Here is a 16724-nt window from a genome sequence, read left to right as displayed (position 1 = left end):
CGCCGCGGGAATCTGCGCCAGAAGGCGCCTCCGTGGATGGGGGCGAGAAGTCGTCATCAGTGGAGCCCGTCGCAAGCATCGCCAGGGCGACACTCGTGCAGCCATCCATATCGGCGGGAAATCAGACGGCCGGCACGCCGCTGGCGTCGTGTTGTGGCGAGGCACATAACCGAACAGGGAAAGTTTCGACGATGTGGCTGCTGGAATGGCGTTATGGGTGGGTTGTGGCGCTGGCCCTGGCCCTGGTGTTGCTGGGTTGCCTGCTGCTTGTGCTGGCGCGTCGCCGCGCGAGGCAGCGGGCCAACAGACGGGCCTTGCCGCGGCTGACCGATGAGGACATCGCCTTCCTCGCACTCAGCTGGGAAGGCGCACCCGCGCCCGATATGGAAGTGGCTCCAGCGCCCGAGCACGCTGAAGTGCTCGAGGCAGCGTCGGCGAGCGCAAGCGATGACGCCATGCCCGCAGCCGTGGCCGAGATATCCTCGCCGCTGGACGCGGTCTTCAACCAGCTCTCCACGCCCGGGGGCGTCTGCGCCACGCGTTCGATCGGCCAGGCATTGCGCGAGCAAGAGCCGATCATTCGTGCCGCCGTCGATATGGGCGAAGGGCCGGGCGTCTCCTTCAAGATCGCAGGCGCCGTGGAATGGCCGCTTTGGGCTCGTCTGTATCACACCGTCCCCGAGGTGATGCCGACCCACACCACGTCGCCCTTGCAGGCGCTGGCTGTCGGCAACCATGAGACGACCTCGTCCATCGTCGAAGCACCCGTGCTGCCCACACTGGAAACCGTCGCTCCCGCTGAACTGCTGGACGCGCTCGAAGCGTTCCTGCGCCAACGTCCCGACGATCTGGAAACCAGGCGGGCCGTGGGACTCAGCTTGTTGGCCGATGCGCAGGATCAGCTTGATGAGCCGACGCGCGCAGGCATGCTCGACGCCAGCATCCGCATCCTGCGTGACGTGGCGCATGCCGATCACGATAGTCTGCCCGTCGTGAAGCTTGGCGAGGCTTGTTATCTGCGCGCGCTGATCGGGCCTGACATCGACGAGGAACTGTTGAACGAGGCCGAGCAAGTCCTTCGCACGGTCATGCAGCAGGATGTTCGGCCGCATTCGGAGGCTGCATGGCAACTGCAGCGCGTATTGCACGCGGCGCCGCGCGGTCTGCCTCGCGGGCGGGTGGCCGAGCGCCTCGAGGAGGCGTGCAGACTGCTGGCCAGAGGCGCGCAAACACCCTGCGGAAACGCGGCCTGGAAGGCAGCGCTGCTGACCACTGAATGGCGTTGGCTGATGACCTGTTGCCAGAACGCGACCGAGCGCCGCCTGCGCCTGCGAGAACTGCATGCGCGATGGTTGCCCGCGATGGAGGCTGAAACGACGGCCGAGGTGCTGGCGGCGTGGGTCGGGCTGCTCTGCGCGATGGCCGAATCGCTTAGCGCGCCACTGGCCCTGGAGCGATACACCGAGGCGCGGGGCGTGCTGCGCCGACTGCTGGCTGACGACGGCGAGAGTGCGCGTTACGCACGAGCCGTGGCGCAGGTGGCGCTGGGCCGGGCGCGTCTGGAGCGTGGTCCGGCGAGGGCTGCGCTGCTGGATCAGGCCGATACGGTCCTGCATCCGTTCATCGATCGCGACGACAGTCTGCGCCTGGAAGCGTGCCGGGTCGCGTTGACTCATGCCCAGGACAAGGACATGGTCGGCGCGCGCAGCTTCTACCTGCGTGCCATCGAACTCGCGCGCCCGCTGACGGCGGCGCCTGCGCTCACCGTCGATGCCCTGCGCTGCATGCTCACGGCCCTCCTCGCGCTCGGCGAGGAAAAGGATCGTCGGGTGTACGCCAAGTGCCTGGAGATCGTCACCGAAGACGACGATACCGACTCGCAGCTGCTTCTGGCGGAGTGTCACCTGCGCAGCGCGGACCACCGCGCGGGTTGCCTGTGCGCCGAAAGGGCATGGCGTGCAGGCGCCGCTTTGCCGTCGACGGTGCTGGCCTTATGGCAGGCCGCTTATCCGGCCTGGGCGGCGCGGGCCGGGCCGTCGGCCGAGCTCGCCAGCAATCGGCAATCGCTGCGCATGGCATCCAGCGCCGCCGGCATCAGTAACCGCGCGGCGCCATGACCACCGATTTCGTGCTGGCGGTTGAACCGATGCGCGTCAGCGAATGACCAGGTCCAGGATCATGCTGTCGCCGATGGAGACCAGCAGGAAGTTGCCGTCGTTGCGCACCCAGCGATAGCCGTAGGGCGGCGGGGCGAGCTGGTAGCCGCGATAGTCGTTGACGATGTACATCGGACCGTCGTAGCGGTAGCCGCGTTCCCAGCGATGCGGGCGGCCGTAATAGCCGCGGTCGCTGTAGTAGCGACGATTCCAGCCGTCGTGACGGTCGCGATCGTGCCAGCCGTCGCGATCATGGCGGCCGCCGTGGTTGTCGTAGCGATCGCCGCGATCATGTCGATCATCATGGCCATGTCCCCGATCGTGGTCGTGCCAGGGGTCGGCCAGCACCGCGCCGCTGCCGGCAAGCAGGGCCAGGGCCACTAGTGCACGGGAAAGGGTCTTCATCGCATCCTCCTGGGATGCCCGCCAACGCCACGGGCGCTGGATCGATCGGGCAGAATCATCGTAAAAATCTGCGTCTGAACGCCGAGCGTGCTTTTTTGAAAGCGTCGTGCAAGCTTTCAGCCTGCGCTTATCGATCTGAATCGCCGTACAGAATCCGCCCGGAGACACCTTGATGTTCCTGCGAGTAATGCTGGTGTTCGTGGCGCTGGCCGTCGTGTTGTACGGCGGCATCTGTCTGGCCATGTTCCTGGGGCAGCGGCAGCAGATCTATCACCCGGAGGCGAGCTGGCGCGTGCAGCAGCCACCGGATTTCGATTTGGCCAACGAGGGAGTCAGGCTGCGCGGGTGGGTGATGAACCCAGGGCGTGCAAAGGCCTTGATCTATTTCGGCGGCAACGGCGAGCGCATCGAGGATGCCCGCAATGAACTGGCTCTATGGTTTCCGGATCGCACGATCTATCTGCTGCCCTATCGCAGTTATGCGGCGAGCGCGGGAAAGCCCACCGAGCAGGCCCTGGTCAGCGATGCGCTGGCCTTGTTCGACCATGTGGCGCGCGAGCACGCGAGCCTTGCGGTGATCGGACGCAGTCTGGGCAGCGGCGTGGCCGTGCAACTTGCAGCGCGTCGGCCGGTGGAGCGCCTGGTGCTGGTCACGCCATTCGACAGTCTGGTGCGCGTGGCAGCGGGTTACTTCAGCTGGCTGCCGGTGAACGCGCTGATGCGTGATCGCTACGAATCCTGGCAGTACGTCAACGACATCCATTGTCCGGTACTGGTGATACGTGCCGAAGATGATGAAATCATTCCCGCCGAACGCACCCTGGCCTTGCTGAAGGCATTCAAGCAGGCGCCCATGGTGCAGGTGATCGCCGATGCCGGCCACAACACGGTCCAGGATCACGCGGACTATCGCGTGAGCCTGGAGCGCTTCCTGAAATAAGGCTCAGCGCCCGAACGGCTCGAGCTTGCGCGCCACCATGGTGTTCTTGAGCGTCGCGTACTGCGGTAATCCGTTCTTGCCATACGGGGGAGGCGCTTCGCCCTGGATCAGCGGGCCAAGGTAACGACGTGCGGCGGCCGTGATGCCAAAGCCGTCGCGCGTGATGAAACTCGCCGGCATTTTCTTTTCGCGATTGGCGATTTTCGACAGCGGCGCCGGTTCGATCTTCCAGCGATACGGCGCGTCGCTGCTGCGCACGATTACCGGCATCACGGCATTCATGCCGGCCAAGGCGTATTCGACTGCAGCCTTGCCCACCGCGTAAGCCTGATCGGCATCGGTTTTCGAGGCCAAATGACGCGCCGACCGCTGCAGGTAATCGGGCAGCGCCCAGTGGTATTTGTAGCCGAGTTTTTCCTTGACCAGCGCGGCGAGCACCGGCGCCACGCCGCCGAGCTGGCTGTGACCGAACGCGTCGCGCGTGCCTGCCTCAGCGAGGAACTGGCCTTCGGCGTTGAGCAAGCCCTCCGACGCAACGACCGTGCACCAGCCCACGCGTTCCACGGTGGCCTTCACCTTGGCGAGAAAGGCGGCTTCATCGAACGCGCGTTCCGGAAACAGGATGATGTGCGGCGGCGCATCCGTGCCTTCGCCTGCCAGGCCTGCGGCAGCGGCAATCCAGCCGGCGTGGCGGCCCATCACTTCGAGGATGAAGACCTTGGTCGAGGTGTCTGCCATCGAGGCCACGTCAAGGCTCGCCTCCAGCGTGGACACGGCGATGTATTTCGCCACCGAGCCAAAGCCGGGGCAGCAGTCGGTGACGGCCAGATCGTTATCCACCGTCTTGGGCACGCCGATGCAGCGAATGTCGTAATTCATTGCCTTGCCGAGTTGCGAGATCTTCAGCGCGGTATCGGCCGAGTCGTTGCCGCCGTTGTAAAGGAACCAGCGGATGTCGTGCGCGCGGAATACGTCGATGAGCCGCTCGTATTCGGCGCGATTCGTATCCAGCGATTTGAGCTTGTAGCGGCACGAACCGAACGCGCCACCGGGTGTATGACGCAGGGCTGCGATCGCGGCCTTGGTTTCCTTGGAGGTATCGATCAACTCCTCGCGCAAGGCGCCGAGGATGCCGTTATGCCCCGCGTACACGGGCACGCCTTTGGCACGCGCCGCCTCGATCACACCCGCGGCGGTGGCATTGATGACGGCGGTGACGCCGCCGGACTGGGCGTAGAGCAGGCGACCGCTGGGCTTGGCTTTTGTCGTCATGAGATCTCAATCCGGTAAGGCGAGGTTGCCCTGGCCATCAAACACGAAGTAGGGGTTGAACGCGAATTCCCATAAATGGCCATCGGGATCGGCGAGGTAGCCCGAGTAGCCGCCCCAGAATGCCTCCTGCGGTGTCTTCAATTCGCGTGCGCCGGCGGCCAGCGCCGTGGCGAACCAGGCGTCCACTTCGTCCTTGGAGCTCGCGTTGCGCGCCAGCGTGACGGCGGCAAAGCCCGTGGGCAGGTCTTCGGTAAGCGCGTCTTCGGCCAGCGCATCGCGCCCGTAAAGCGCCAGGACACCGGCGCCGCCCTTGAGGAAGACGATGTTGTCATTGCTCGCCGAGGAGGCCTTCCAGCCCCAGGCCTCGTAGAACTGACGCGAGCGCGCCAGGTCGCTGACGCCCAGCGTGACGATGTGGATACGGGGTGCAGACACGGCGTTTTCCTCCCAGTGGTCCCGGCGAGCTTAATCCGGCCCGCCCGCGGCGTCCCTGTGACAACAACGTGTCAGGGTTAACTCTTTTGGCAACAACTACTTGCCGTTTCCGAGCCGCTTTCTCGGTTTGACGTTGACGCTGCCAGAAGTTAAGTTGAACGCCATTTTCTTGCATCCCCGGGTCCCGCAGCGTGCGCGGCCTTCGGATACCTTGGAGCACTATGCGACTCGTCCTACTCGGTCCGCCCGGTTCGGGCAAAGGCACCCAGGCTGCGCGTCTGAAGGTGGAACTCGGCGTCCCGCACATCTCGACCGGCGACATGTTGCGCGCGGCGGTGGCCGCGGGTACGCCGACGGGCCTGAAAGCGAAGGCGGTGATGGACGCAGGCAAGCTCGTCTCTGACGACATCCTGCTGGCCATGCTCGAAGAACGCCTCTCGCAGGACGACGTCCGCGGTGGCTTCATCCTCGACGGCTACCCGCGCAACCTGGCCCAGGCCGACGCGCTCGATCATCTGCTGGCCAAGATCGGCCAGCCGCTGGACGCTGTGGTGAAGCTGGACGTGCCCAACGAAGTGATCATCGGCCGCTGCGAAATCCGTTTCGCCGCCGAGCACCGCAAGGACGACGATCCGGTGGTGGTGCGCGATCGCCTGAAGGTCTATGCCGAGCAGACCGCGCCCGTGGCCGATTTCTTCTCCCGCCGCGGCAAGCTGCAGGTGGTCGACGGCGTGGGCGAGCTCAACGAAGTCACCGCGCGCGTCAAGCGTGCGCTGGCTGACGAATCGGCCGCCGCCAACGGCTGACGCTCTGGGCCGCCGCAAGGCGGCCCGATGTTTTTGGGCTGGCGCATCGGCTGGCCGGGTTCTATCGAGCAGGTAACACATGCGTCTGCACATCCTGGGCATCTGCGGCACCTTCATGGGCGGCGTCGCCGCACTGGCGCGTGAGCTTGGACTCACCGTCGAGGGTTCCGACGCCAACGTCTATCCGCCCATGAGCACCCAGCTCGAAGCCTTGGGCATTGGCCTGATGAACGGCTACCGCGCCGACTACCTCAAGCCGGCGCCCGACCTGGTGGTGGTAGGCAACGCCATGACGCGCGGCAACCCGGCCGTGGAATACATGCTCGACGAGCAGCTGCGTTACATCTCGGGGCCGCAGTGGCTGGGCGAGACCCTGCTGCCGGGCCGTGAAGTGCTGGCCGTGGCCGGCACGCACGGCAAGACCACCACGACCAGCCTGCTGGCGCACCTGCTGGAGAGCGCAGGCCTGTCGCCCGGCTTCCTGATCGGCGGCGTGCCCGGCAACTTCGAGACATCGGCCCGCGTGGGTGGCGGCAAGCCGTTCGTGATCGAAGCGGACGAATACGACAGCGCCTTCTTCGACAAGCGCTCCAAGTTCGTGCACTACCGCCCGCGCATCGCCATCCTCAACAACCTCGAATACGACCACGCGGACATCTTCCCCGACGTCGCCGCGATCCAGCGCCAGTTTCATCATCTGGTGCGCACCGTGCCCGGCAATGGACGTCTGATCGTCAACGCGCACGATCAGCATCTCGCCGAAGTGCTGGCAATGGGCTGCTGGACCCCGGTGGAAACCTTTGGCATCGGGCAGGGCGACTGGCAGGCCGAGCTGATCGAGGCCGACGGCTCGGCCTTTCGCGTGCGCCACGGCGCCGATTTGATCGGCGAAATCCATTGGCCGCTGCTCGGCAACCACAGCGTGATGAATGCGCTGGCTGCCTTGGCGGCTGCCGCGGCCGCGGGCGCCGATCCGCGTGCATTGCTGCCGGCTTTTGCGAGTTTCCAGAGCGTGAAGCGCCGCATGGAAGTCGTGGGCGAGGCGCACGGCGTGCGCGTCTACGACGATTTCGCGCATCACCCTACGGCCATCGCGACCACGCTTGCCGGCTTGCGCGCCAAAGTGGGCAAGGCGCGCATCGTCGTGGCGCTGGAGCCGCGTTCCAATTCCATGCGGCTGGGTGCGCATGCCGAGGCACTGGCGCCGTCGCTGGCCGATGCCGATGCGGTGGTCTTCCTGCATCGCCCGGAGCTTGCGTGGGATGCCGGCCGCGTGACCGCCGCCTTGAACGGCCGCGGCAGCGCCGTGCCGACCGTGGATGCGTTGATCGACACCTTGCGCAACCAAGTGCGCGCAGGCGATCACGTGGTCTTCATGTCCAACGGCGGCTTCGAAGGCGCACCGCGCCGTTTCGCCGAATCGCTCACCTCGTAACGCGCCCCGGGCTGCCGCTCCCTTCCCTGGTGGGAGCGCACCCTGTGCGCGACTGGCCTCGCGATAGGAAACCGATTTTTCGGTCGCGCACAAGGTGCGCTCCTACAACGCAAGCCCGCGGTTAAACTCATCGCATGGCTGCCAAGACTCCATCGATCGACCTCCCGCTATTCCCGCTGAGCACCGTGCTGTATCCCGGTGGACAGCTGTCACTGCGCATTTTCGAGCCCCGCTATCTGGACATGATTCGCGAGTGCGCACGCACCGGCAGCTCGTTCGGCGTGTGTCTGATTCTTGATGGACGGGAGGCCGGCGCCCCTGCCTTGCCCGCCGCCGTCGGCACACTTGCTCGCATAGTTGATTTCCATAATCGCGAAGATGGGCTGCTGGGCATCCTGGCCGAAGGCGGCGAGCGATTCCGCGTGCTGCGTACGCGGGTGCGTTCGGATGGACTGGTCCGCGGCGACGTCGAACCATGGGCCGCGGAGCCTGCACAAGAAGTACCGGTGGAATTGACGTTGCTGCAATCGATCCTCGAGCGCTTGATCGAGAACCTGGCGCCGCAGTGGCGCCACGCGCCCAAGCATCTCTACGAGGACGCCAGCTGGCTTGGCTTTCGCCTGGCGGAACTGCTGCCGTTGCAGACCGACGAACAGCAGCGCCTGCTTGAACTGACTGATCCCGTACGACGACTGGGCGAATTGCGCGACATCCTCCCGCGTTTCCAGCGAGCGTGAACGCGTTGCACTTTGCGCCTGCATGAGGCGCTTCTACACTCGTCCATTCACAAATGAGGTGACCCTCCATGAGCAGCCTGGCCGGTAAGACCCTCTTCATCACCGGCGCCTCGCGCGGCATCGGACTGGCCATTGCGCTGCGCGCCGCGCGCGACGGCGCCAACATCGCCATTGCCGCCAAGAGCAACGTGCCCAATCCGCGATTGCCCGGCACCATCTTCAGCGCAGCCGAAGAGATTGAAGCGGCCGGCGGCAAGGCCCTGCCAATCAAGTGCGATATCCGCGAAGAAGACGAAGTGAAGGCCGCCGTGGCCGCCACCGTCGAGCGCTTCGGCGGCATCGATATCCTGGTCAACAACGCCAGCGCGATCTGGCTGGCCGGCGTGGCAGATACGCCTATGAAACGCTTCGACCTGATGCAGCAGGTGAATGCGCGCGGCAGTTTCCTTTGCGCGCAGGTGTGCCTCCCGCATCTGCTCAAGTCCGACAATCCACACATCCTCACGCTGGCGCCACCGCCGTCGCTCGATCCAAAGTGGTGGGCGCCGCACACCGGTTACACGCTCGCCAAGATGGGCATGAGCTTCGTGACGCTGGGGCTGGCCGGCGAGCTTGGCAGCAAGGGCGTGGCAGTGAATGCACTGTGGCCGCGCACCATCATTGCCACCGATGCGCTCAACATGATTCCGGGTGTGCCGCTGGAACGCTGCCGCAAGCCAACCATCGTGGCGGACGCGGCGCATGCCGTGCTCACGCGACCGGCCAAGGGATTCGCAGGCAAATTTCTTATCGATGAAGAGGTGCTGCGCGAGGCGGGCGTCACCGACTTCGCGCAGTACGCGGTCGATCCCTCGCAGTCGCTGCTGCCCGATCTGTTTCTGGATTGAGCGTCGTGTCCTGCCCGTTCTGCGAGATCGTCGCTGGTCGAGGCGCCGCCAGCGTAGTGGCGCAGACGGACAACGCGCTGGCCTTTCTCGATCTTCGGCAAGCGATGCCCGGTCATGTGTTGGTGGTGCCCAAGGCGCATGTGCAGGACATCTACGCCATCGATGCCGCGCTCGCCGGCGAAGTGATGCAGCTGGGTGTGCGCGTGGCGCATGCCTTGCGCGAAGTGTTTCACTCGCCCGGGCTCAATCTGTGGCAATCCAATGGCGCGGCCGGCGGGCAGGAAGTGCCGCACTTCCATCTGCACGTGCATCCGCGTCGCGTGGCCGATGGCTTGTTTCGCGTCTATCCGCACGGCGTGCCGACACCGTCGACACGCGACGTGCTGGATGATCTGGCGCAGCGGATTCGACTGGTGCTTCCCCACGATGGCGGCGTCCCCACGCCACGGAGTTCTGCATGAAATATCTGCACACCATGATTCGCGTGCGCGACATCGACGCAAGCCTGCGTTTCTTCTGCGATGGACTCGGGCTGAAGGAAACACGTCGCAGCGAAAACATCGCGGGTAAGTTCACCCTGGTCTTTCTGGCCGCTGCCGATTCGCCGGAGGCGGAAATCGAGCTGACCTACAACTGGGGCTCGAGCGAGGACTATGGCAGCGCGCGCAATTTTGGCCATCTGGCGTTTCGCGTGGACGACATCTACCAGACCTGCGCGCACCTGCAATCGATGGGCTACACCATTCATCGCCCGCCACGCGATGGACACATGGCTTTCGTACGCTCGCCGGACCTGATTTCGGTGGAACTGCTGCAGGACGGGCATCTGCCGCCGCAGGAGCCGTGGGCATCGATGCCCAATACGGGTGTCTGGTAGGGCGCTGGCTGTCGCGTGGCTTGCTGGAGGCCCTGGCGGGCCTTCGGCGTGGGTCCAAGGACTCTAGGCCATAGGTGCTAGCCCAACTGCCTGCCTCCGGCTTACGTCCGACGGTTTTGCGCCATTGGTAGGGTGACTGTGAGGCGCAGAGTTGTATATTGTGTGACCCATATCACATTTTTGTAGCGGTCGCGGGTTAGCTTGGCGCGACGGGCGTGGTAACCGGGGGGTAGCCATAGGACATGGCAACGACCGGCCGAAACCTGTGACCCCTAGAGGGGTTGGGGGAGGGAACCATGGCTGTAATGAGGGAGGAGGCCAGGCGATGCGTCGTCTGGTTTGGTCAACCGGCCGGCGAAGAGCGGGCAGGGTTGGCCAATGCGGGATGGATTATCCGCGTCGCCGATGCCGGTACTCAGGGCGGCGTCGGCATGCGAAACAACGATACGGTGGTGGCGCTGGCCGACCTTAGGCACGGCGATCCTGCTTCCGCCCAGGCCATGGCTCAGCTCATGGCTGATCACCCCTGGCTGCCGTGGGTGGCGCTCATACCACCGGCCATGTCGGTGCACGAGCCGCTTATCGATCGCGTGCTGGAAGCGAGCATCGAATACTTCGCCACACCGGTGGATGTCGACCGCCTGGTCGAGGCGCTTGCCCGCGTGGGCGGCGACCAGCCGCGCGCGGCTGAGCCGGGCGACGTCGGCGTGACTGGCCGCAGTGCCGCCATCGGTGCCGTGGTGGCCAGCGTGCGCAAGTACGCACCGGTTGAACTGCCGGTATTGATCACCGGCGAAACGGGCACGGGCAAGGAGGTTGCGGCGCGGGCCCTGCATAGTCTTTCGGCGCGTGCCGATCGGCCGTTCGCCGCGATCAATTGCGGCGCGCTGCCGCCCAACCTGGTGCAGTCCGAACTGTTTGGTCATGAGCGTGGTGCATTCACCGGCGCCAACGCCCGCCGCATCGGCCATTTCGAAACAGCCGCGGGCGGCACCGTGTTTCTCGACGAAGTGGGCGATCTACCACTCGACGCACAAACCAGCCTGTTGCGCTTCCTGCAGGAAGGCACGCTGGAGCGCGTGGGCAGCAGCCAGTTGATCAAACTGGACGTGCGCGTGCTCGCCGCCACCCACGTGGATCTGGAAAAAGCAGTCGAGCAAGGCCGCTTCCGCGAAGATCTCTATTACCGCCTCAACGTGCTGCGCCTGCGCATGCCGCCGCTGCGTGAGCGCGAGGACGACGTGGTGCTGTTGGCGCAGAAATTCCTCGACGCCTTCCGCGAACAGCATGCCAGCCGCGGGCGCGCCTTCAGCGCCAGCGCGCGGCGAGCCATGCTCGACTTCAGCTGGCCGGGCAACGTGCGAGAGTTGCTCAATCGCGTGCAGCGTGCAGCGGTGGTGGCGGAAGACGCCCTCATCAGCGTCAACGACCTGGATCTGGCCGACGTGCTCACCAAGCAGGCGGCGCGCTCCAGCCTGGGCAGCACGCGCGTGGCAGCCGAGCGCGATGCCGTGATCGCGTGCCTGCGCGAGAGTCGTTTCAATGTGAGCGAATGCGCGCGTCGACTGAAGGTGTCGCGCGTGACCATCTACCGCCTGTGCAAGAAGCATCAGCTCGCGCTCGACGAGCTGCGCTAAGCGTACGTCCGAGCCTCGCAAGGGCGCCCCACGGAAAGAATCATGCTGGCCACCCCTTGGGGTGGGCGGCGCGTGCGCATTCCTTCTAGCGAATGCGGCGATGTGCCGCCCGATGGGCGAGTGCACCCACGACAAAAAGGAAGGCCCCCGACCCGCAGGGGTCGGGTCGGGGGCTTCCATTGGTGCCCCGGCCACAGGGGTTGCCGGGTTACCGCCCTCATCACCGCCATGCGGCGGAATGCTTTGACGACCTCTCAGCAAGCTGAGAGGCGCGGAAAGGGTGCTTCCAATGCCAGCTGCGAAGTCCGTGCCGACTTGCCCCGGGCCACCCAGAAGCGTCGCCATCCTGTCGTCGCGAGATCCTTATCGCGGCGTCCGGCGCGTTTATCGCAGCTGGCCCTTCCCCCTTCCCGCCTGTACGGGGTTAAGAGAGCAATCGCCGTGCCAACGATCGCCAATGGCTGAAAAACGGGGGTTTTAGCGCCTTTGCAGCACAGTGGACGATTTTGAACCGTGCTAAAGGCGTTACAGCCCCAGCCTGAAATGTGGCCTTCGGAAGGCGCTTAACGCGTGCAGTTAAGCGGTTTCGCGCAGGTGTAACAGGCGCTTTACGGCGGACAGGCGAAATGTCACACCTTTTGCCGGCGCAGCCGTGGTCCGGGCAAGTTGGCTGCGTCTCAGTTGCCGCGTCCTCGTTTCTTCCCGTTCAAAGCGCGTCCACCGGGTCCGGAGCCGTGCAAAGGCGCTACTCAGGGCTTAGGATGCAGGCGCGCCGCTGCTTGCGACGCATCCCCATCCCCGATCCCCTTTGAGCATGGTGTCGTCGCCCTCGACGATGCCCGGAGTACGACATGCACGCGCAAGACCCGTCCGCCCAGTCCCTGATCGATCTCGGCAAGCGCTACTGGTTGCCGGTGTATCGACCGCGCGATGTGGTGCTGGATCACGGCAAGGGCGCGCGGGTGTGGGATACGCAGGGCCGCGACTACCTCGACTTCGGCGCCGGCATCGCTGTAAACGCGCTCGGCCATCAGGATCCCGATCTGCTCGAGGCCTTGACCACCCAGGCCCACAAGCTCTGGCATACCAGCAACGTCTTCTACACCGAGCCGCCGCTGCGCCTGGCCGAGGAACTGGTGTCGGCGTCAGGCTTTGCCGAGCGCGTGTTCCTGTGCAATTCCGGTACCGAAGCCAATGAAGCGGCTATCAAGCTGGTGCGCAAATGGGCTGCCGCGCAGGGCCGTGCGGCCGATAAGCGGGTGATCATCACCTTCCGCGGCTCCTTCCATGGACGCACCCTGGCGGCCGTCACGGCCACCGCCCAGCCGAAGTACCAGGAAGGCTACGAACCGCTGCCCGGCGGCTTCCGCTATCTCGATTTCAACGATGTGCCGGCCCTGGAAGCGGCATTTGCCCACGGCGACGTAGCCGCCGTGATGCTCGAGCCGGTGCAGGGCGAGGGCGGCGTGCTGCCGGCCGCGCCCGGCTTCGTCCAGCGCGTGCGTGAGTTGTGCGATCAGCACCTGGCGCTGCTGGTGCTGGACGAGATCCAGAGCGGCATGGGCCGCACCGGCACCTTGTTCGCCTACGTGCAGGACGGTGCCAAGCCCGACATCGTCACCATGGCCAAGGCCCTGGGTTGCGGCTTCCCCATCGGCGCCATGCTGGCCGGCCCCAAGGTGGCCGAGGTGATGCAGTTTGGCGCCCACGGCACCACCTTTGGCGGCAATCCGCTGGCGGCCGCCGTGGCGCGCGTAGCGCTGCGCAAGCTGTCGTCGCCTGAGTTGCTGGCCAACGTGGCGCGCCAGTCGCAGGCCTTGCGTGATGGCCTGACGCGCATCAATGCGTCATTGCAGCTGTTTGATGAGGTTCGCGGCCGCGGCCTGATGCTTGGCGCCGTGCTCAACGAGGCGAACAAGGGCAAGGCTGGCGCCATCCTCGATCACGCTGCAGCCCACGGCTTGCTCGTGTTGCAGGCGGGTCCGGATGTGCTGCGTTTCGTGCCCGCCCTCAATATCAGCGATGAGAATCTGGCTGAAGGCCTTGCGCGCCTCGAAGCGGCGCTACGCAGTTTCGTGGCGAGCTAAGCGACGTCACCCAACAAGCGCTCCTGGCTTCAGGAGCGCTTGCCGAGGGCCTCAGCCTGCTCGCGCCGCGCGCAGCGCACCACGTGCCGCTTCCAGCGTCTCGGCGATGTCCTGCTCGCTGTGCGCACTGGACACAAAGCCCGCCTCGAACGCCGAGGGTGCGAGATAGACGCCACGCTCCAGCATGCCGTGGAAGAAGCGGTTGAACATCGCCGTGTCTGCCGCCGTCGCCTGCGCGTAGCTATCCACCTTCTGCCGGGTGAAGAACAGGCCGAACATGCCGCCCACGCGATTCGTGCTGAAGGCCACCCCTTCGCCATCCGCCACGGCCTGCAGGCCATCCGTGAGAAGGCGCGTGCGCGCGGCGAGCTGATCGTAAAAGCCCGGCGCCTGGATCAATTCCAGCATGGCCAGACCCGCTGCCATCGCCACCGGATTACCCGATAGCGTGCCCGCCTGGTAGATCGGTCCAGAGGGCGCGATCTGCTGCATCAGGTCACGACGACCGCCATAGGCTCCCACCGGCATGCCGCCGCCGATGATCTTGCCGAAGGTGGTGAGATCCGGCGTCACGCCGTAAAAGGCCTGCGCGCCACCCAGGGCCACGCGGAAACCCGTCATCACCTCGTCGAAGATCAGCAGCGCGCCGTGCTTCGTGCACAGCTCGCGCAGGCCCTGCAGATAGCCGTCCCTGGGCGGAATGCAGTTCATGTTGCCGGCGACCGGCTCGATGATCAGGCCGGCGATATCGTGGCCGTGCTCGTCGAACAGGCGCACGGCAGCATCGAGATCGTTATAGGCCAGGGTGAGCGTGAGGTCCGCATTGGCCTTGGGCACGCCGGGCGAGGTCGGCACGCCAAAGGTGAGTGCGCCCGAACCGGCCTTTACCAGGAAGCTGTCGCCATGGCCGTGGTAGCAGCCTTCGAACTTCACGATCAGGTTGCGACCGGTGGCGCCACGCGCCAGGCGGATCGCCGACATGGTCGCTTCCGTGCCGGAATTGACCATGCGCACCATGTCGATCGACGGAATCAGGCGCGTGATGGTCTCCGCCATGGTGACTTCGGCGGGGCAGGGCGTGCCGTACGACAGGCCGTTCTTCACCGCGCGTTCCACCGCCTCACGCACATGCGGGTGGTTATGGCCCACGATCATCGGGCCCCACGAGCCCACGTAGTCGATATAGCGCTTGCCTTCGACGTCCCACAGATACGGGCCATCCGCACGCGCCGTGAAGAACGGCTCGCCGCCCACCGACTTGAAAGCGCGCACCGGCGAGTTCACGCCGCCAGGCATCAGCTGCTGCGCGCGTTGGAAGAGTTCGTGGTTGGTGGTCATCGTGGGTGTCTCAAGGCGTAGTGAAGAGTTGGGCGAATCGTGCAGCGGCGCCGCGCACGTCGGGATCGCCGAAAACCGCGGAAATCACGGCGAGATAGTCGGCGCCGGCGTCAATCAGCGACTGCGCATTGTCTGGCGTGATGCCGCCGATCGCCACTCGCGGCACACCGAGCGCGGCGCTCTGTCGCAGCAGGTCGAAGGAAGCACGGCGTGCATGCGGCTTTGTGGGCGAAGGAAAAAAGGCGCCAAAGGCGATGTAGTCGGCGCCCGCGGCGGCGAGCTCGCGCGCTCGTGCCAGCGAGTCGTAGCAGGACACGCCGATGATGGCGTCTTCACCCAGCACCGCGCGAGCCGCGGCCACATCGCCGTCCTCCTCACCCAGGTGCACCCCCGCGGCGCCTGCTGCGTGGGCTAAGGCCACGTCATCGTTGATGATCAGGGGTACCTGACGGGCGGCGCACAGGGCGCGGATGGCGCGGGCTTCGGTGAGCCGGCGCGCGTCATCGCGCGTCTTGTCGCGGTATTGCAGCAGCCGGGCGCCGCCGGCCAGGGCCTGCGCCACCGCCTGGAACAAGTCGGGGCGCGGGCCATCGGTAATCACATAAAGGCCACGGCCCTGGAGTTTTTCACGCATGCCAATCGATCCTGGAGAGCTGCGCCATACGCTTTCGCATCGGCGGGGGAGTTGCGAGAATGACCTACTTATTCTCCATAGCAAGCCATTGACGATGAATCAGAGCACCAACGAAACCGGCACCCTGCGCAAATGGATGTGTGTCGTTTGCGGCTTCATCTATGACGAGGCGCTGGGCGTGCCCGACGAGGGCATCGAGCCCGGTACGCGTTGGGCCGACGTTCCCGATACCTGGACCTGCCCGGATTGCGGCGCGACCAAGGAAGACTTCGAGATGATCGAAATCGACTGAATCCCACCGCATTGCCCTCAAACGGCCCGAATCCGTCATCGTACGGACCGGGCCGTTTGCTTTAATGCTCCTGCGCGCCGGAAAAACCGCGCAACCCCGGCAGGAGCAGGACCATGCAGCAATTCATTCCGTTCGAAGACGAGTGGGACATCCTGGAAAGGCTGAGTCTGGAGTCCCTCATCCCCTATCACGTCGGCGTGCCCTGCCGGCATGACCTGGCGGCCAACGGAGACGGCGCCACGCCCGTGGCGGCCAATGCACCCGTGGCAAACACGCCGATCTCATCCGCAGCCAAGGGCAGCGAGGCGTAAATAGCCCTTCCAGTTCTCCGCGGGCACGGAATCACTGCCAGAGCGCCATGAAATAGCGCCGGTCTTGCCACTGCAAGGCCGGCGTATCCGCGCGTCGTGCGTCGCGTCCTGTCACGAACATGAAAAAAATTCGTATAGACCCCTTCCCAACCCTGTGGAGGGACGCTATAGTTTCGCTCCTCCCCGGACGACTCGCTCTTCAACGGGGTTCCACTGAAAACCCACAGCAAAAAAGATTCACGCTGAGGTGTTGACGGACCGGAAAGATGATGTAAGATGAGCGGCTCACTCGGAACGAAATGTTCCAACGCAGAAACGGCAACGTGCTGCAAGTGATTGAGATCTTTGACAGTGTGCGCAGGTGACTTGTGTGGGCGTCTTGCGACGGACGATTGAATGTCCAATATATGCAAGCGTCTAACCTAAGAGTCAATTCAAAAGCTTGACGTTTATGGTTAGGAACAACGCTTCAGAA

The 16724-nt window shown here is 65.0% G+C and carries 17 protein-coding genes; 12 read left to right on the top strand and 5 right to left on the bottom strand.

All coding sequences use genetic code 11. The features are described 5' to 3' along the window. The first annotated feature begins 191 nt into the window (after positions 1–191). Positions 192–2117: a hypothetical protein gene (locus tag AB4Y82_RS16165; protein ID WP_441604780.1), complete on the top strand. Its 1926-nt coding sequence runs from the start codon at positions 192–194 to the stop codon at positions 2115–2117. Between the two features lie 36 nt (positions 2118–2153). On the opposite strand, the gene AB4Y82_RS16160 is transcribed toward AB4Y82_RS16165, so the two are convergent. After that, entirely contained in the window at positions 2154–2561 is a 408-nt protein-coding gene (locus tag AB4Y82_RS16160) for an RcnB family protein (RefSeq protein WP_441604779.1), read from the bottom strand. 172 nt (positions 2562–2733) lie between these two features. On the opposite strand from AB4Y82_RS16160, the gene AB4Y82_RS16155 reads away from it, so the two are divergent. Further along, positions 2734–3501, top strand: a complete 768-nt coding sequence (locus AB4Y82_RS16155; protein WP_441604778.1) for an alpha/beta hydrolase — start codon at positions 2734–2736, stop codon at positions 3499–3501. A 3-nt stretch (positions 3502–3504) separates the two neighbouring features. On the opposite strand, the gene AB4Y82_RS16150 is transcribed toward AB4Y82_RS16155, so the two are convergent. Beyond that, positions 3505–4773 carry a 6-phosphofructokinase gene (locus AB4Y82_RS16150; protein ID WP_441604777.1) on the bottom strand — a complete coding sequence of 423 codons (1269 nt, stop codon included), beginning with the start codon at positions 4771–4773 and terminating at the stop codon, positions 3505–3507. 6 nt (positions 4774–4779) lie between these two features. Beyond that, positions 4780–5208: a VOC family protein gene (locus AB4Y82_RS16145; protein ID WP_441604776.1), complete on the bottom strand. Its 429-nt coding sequence runs from the start codon at positions 5206–5208 to the stop codon at positions 4780–4782. Between the two features lie 221 nt (positions 5209–5429). On the opposite strand from AB4Y82_RS16145, the gene AB4Y82_RS16140 reads away from it, so the two are divergent. The 8 genes from AB4Y82_RS16140 (at position 5430) to AB4Y82_RS16105 (ending at position 13674) form a co-directional block, all read left to right on the top strand. Then, complete coding sequence (locus AB4Y82_RS16140; protein ID WP_046973153.1) at positions 5430–6014, top strand: adenylate kinase; 585 nt, start codon at positions 5430–5432, stop codon at positions 6012–6014. Positions 6015–6093: 79 nt separating this feature from the next. Further along, complete coding sequence (mpl, locus tag AB4Y82_RS16135; protein ID WP_441604775.1) at positions 6094–7449, top strand: UDP-N-acetylmuramate:L-alanyl-gamma-D-glutamyl-meso-diaminopimelate ligase; 1356 nt, start codon at positions 6094–6096, stop codon at positions 7447–7449. A gap of 134 nt (positions 7450–7583) precedes the next feature. After that, positions 7584–8186: an LON peptidase substrate-binding domain-containing protein gene (locus AB4Y82_RS16130; protein WP_441604774.1), complete on the top strand. Its 603-nt coding sequence runs from the start codon at positions 7584–7586 to the stop codon at positions 8184–8186. A 68-nt stretch (positions 8187–8254) separates the two neighbouring features. Then, positions 8255–9073, top strand: a complete 819-nt coding sequence (locus AB4Y82_RS16125) for an SDR family oxidoreductase (protein WP_441604773.1) — start codon at positions 8255–8257, stop codon at positions 9071–9073. Positions 9074–9078: 5 nt separating this feature from the next. Continuing rightward, complete coding sequence (locus AB4Y82_RS16120) at positions 9079–9534, top strand: HIT family protein (protein WP_441604772.1); 456 nt, start codon at positions 9079–9081, stop codon at positions 9532–9534. After that, on the top strand, positions 9531–9950 hold the full coding sequence (locus AB4Y82_RS16115) for a VOC family protein (RefSeq protein ID WP_441604771.1): 420 nt from the start codon (positions 9531–9533) through the stop codon (positions 9948–9950). Before AB4Y82_RS16120 ends, AB4Y82_RS16115 begins: the two co-directional genes overlap by 4 nt. A gap of 296 nt (positions 9951–10246) precedes the next feature. After that, complete coding sequence (locus AB4Y82_RS16110) at positions 10247–11587, top strand: sigma 54-interacting transcriptional regulator (protein WP_441604770.1); 1341 nt, start codon at positions 10247–10249, stop codon at positions 11585–11587. Between the two features lie 851 nt (positions 11588–12438). Continuing rightward, the gene (locus tag AB4Y82_RS16105; RefSeq protein ID WP_441604769.1) at positions 12439–13674 is read left to right on the top strand and encodes an acetylornithine transaminase; all 1236 of its coding nucleotides are present in this window, start codon (positions 12439–12441) and stop codon (positions 13672–13674) included. 51 nt (positions 13675–13725) lie between these two features. Here AB4Y82_RS16105 and hemL read toward each other — a convergent pair whose 3' ends face one another. Together hemL and thiE are read right to left on the bottom strand one after the other, a co-directional pair. Further along, positions 13726–15012, bottom strand: coding sequence for a glutamate-1-semialdehyde 2,1-aminomutase (gene hemL, locus AB4Y82_RS16100; RefSeq protein WP_441604768.1), 1287 nt, complete (start codon positions 15010–15012; stop codon positions 13726–13728). Positions 15013–15022: 10 nt separating this feature from the next. Further along, positions 15023–15646, bottom strand: a complete 624-nt coding sequence (gene thiE, locus AB4Y82_RS16095) for a thiamine phosphate synthase (RefSeq protein ID WP_441604767.1) — start codon at positions 15644–15646, stop codon at positions 15023–15025. Positions 15647–15740: 94 nt separating this feature from the next. On the opposite strand from thiE, the gene AB4Y82_RS16090 reads away from it, so the two are divergent. Together AB4Y82_RS16090 and AB4Y82_RS16085 are read left to right on the top strand one after the other, a co-directional pair. Next, positions 15741–15938 carry a rubredoxin gene (locus tag AB4Y82_RS16090; RefSeq protein ID WP_046973142.1) on the top strand — a complete coding sequence of 66 codons (198 nt, stop codon included), beginning with the start codon at positions 15741–15743 and terminating at the stop codon, positions 15936–15938. Positions 15939–16051: 113 nt separating this feature from the next. Continuing rightward, positions 16052–16249, top strand: coding sequence for a hypothetical protein (locus tag AB4Y82_RS16085; protein WP_441611473.1), 198 nt, complete (start codon positions 16052–16054; stop codon positions 16247–16249). Positions 16250–16724 lie beyond the last annotated feature (475 nt).

The sequence above is a fragment of the Dyella sp. 2YAF14 genome, from assembly GCF_052114725.1.
GTDB lineage: Bacteria > Pseudomonadota > Gammaproteobacteria > Xanthomonadales > Rhodanobacteraceae > Dyella.
The sequence above is the reverse complement of the archived record's forward strand: the minus strand, read 5'-3'. Positions and strand labels throughout refer to the sequence as shown.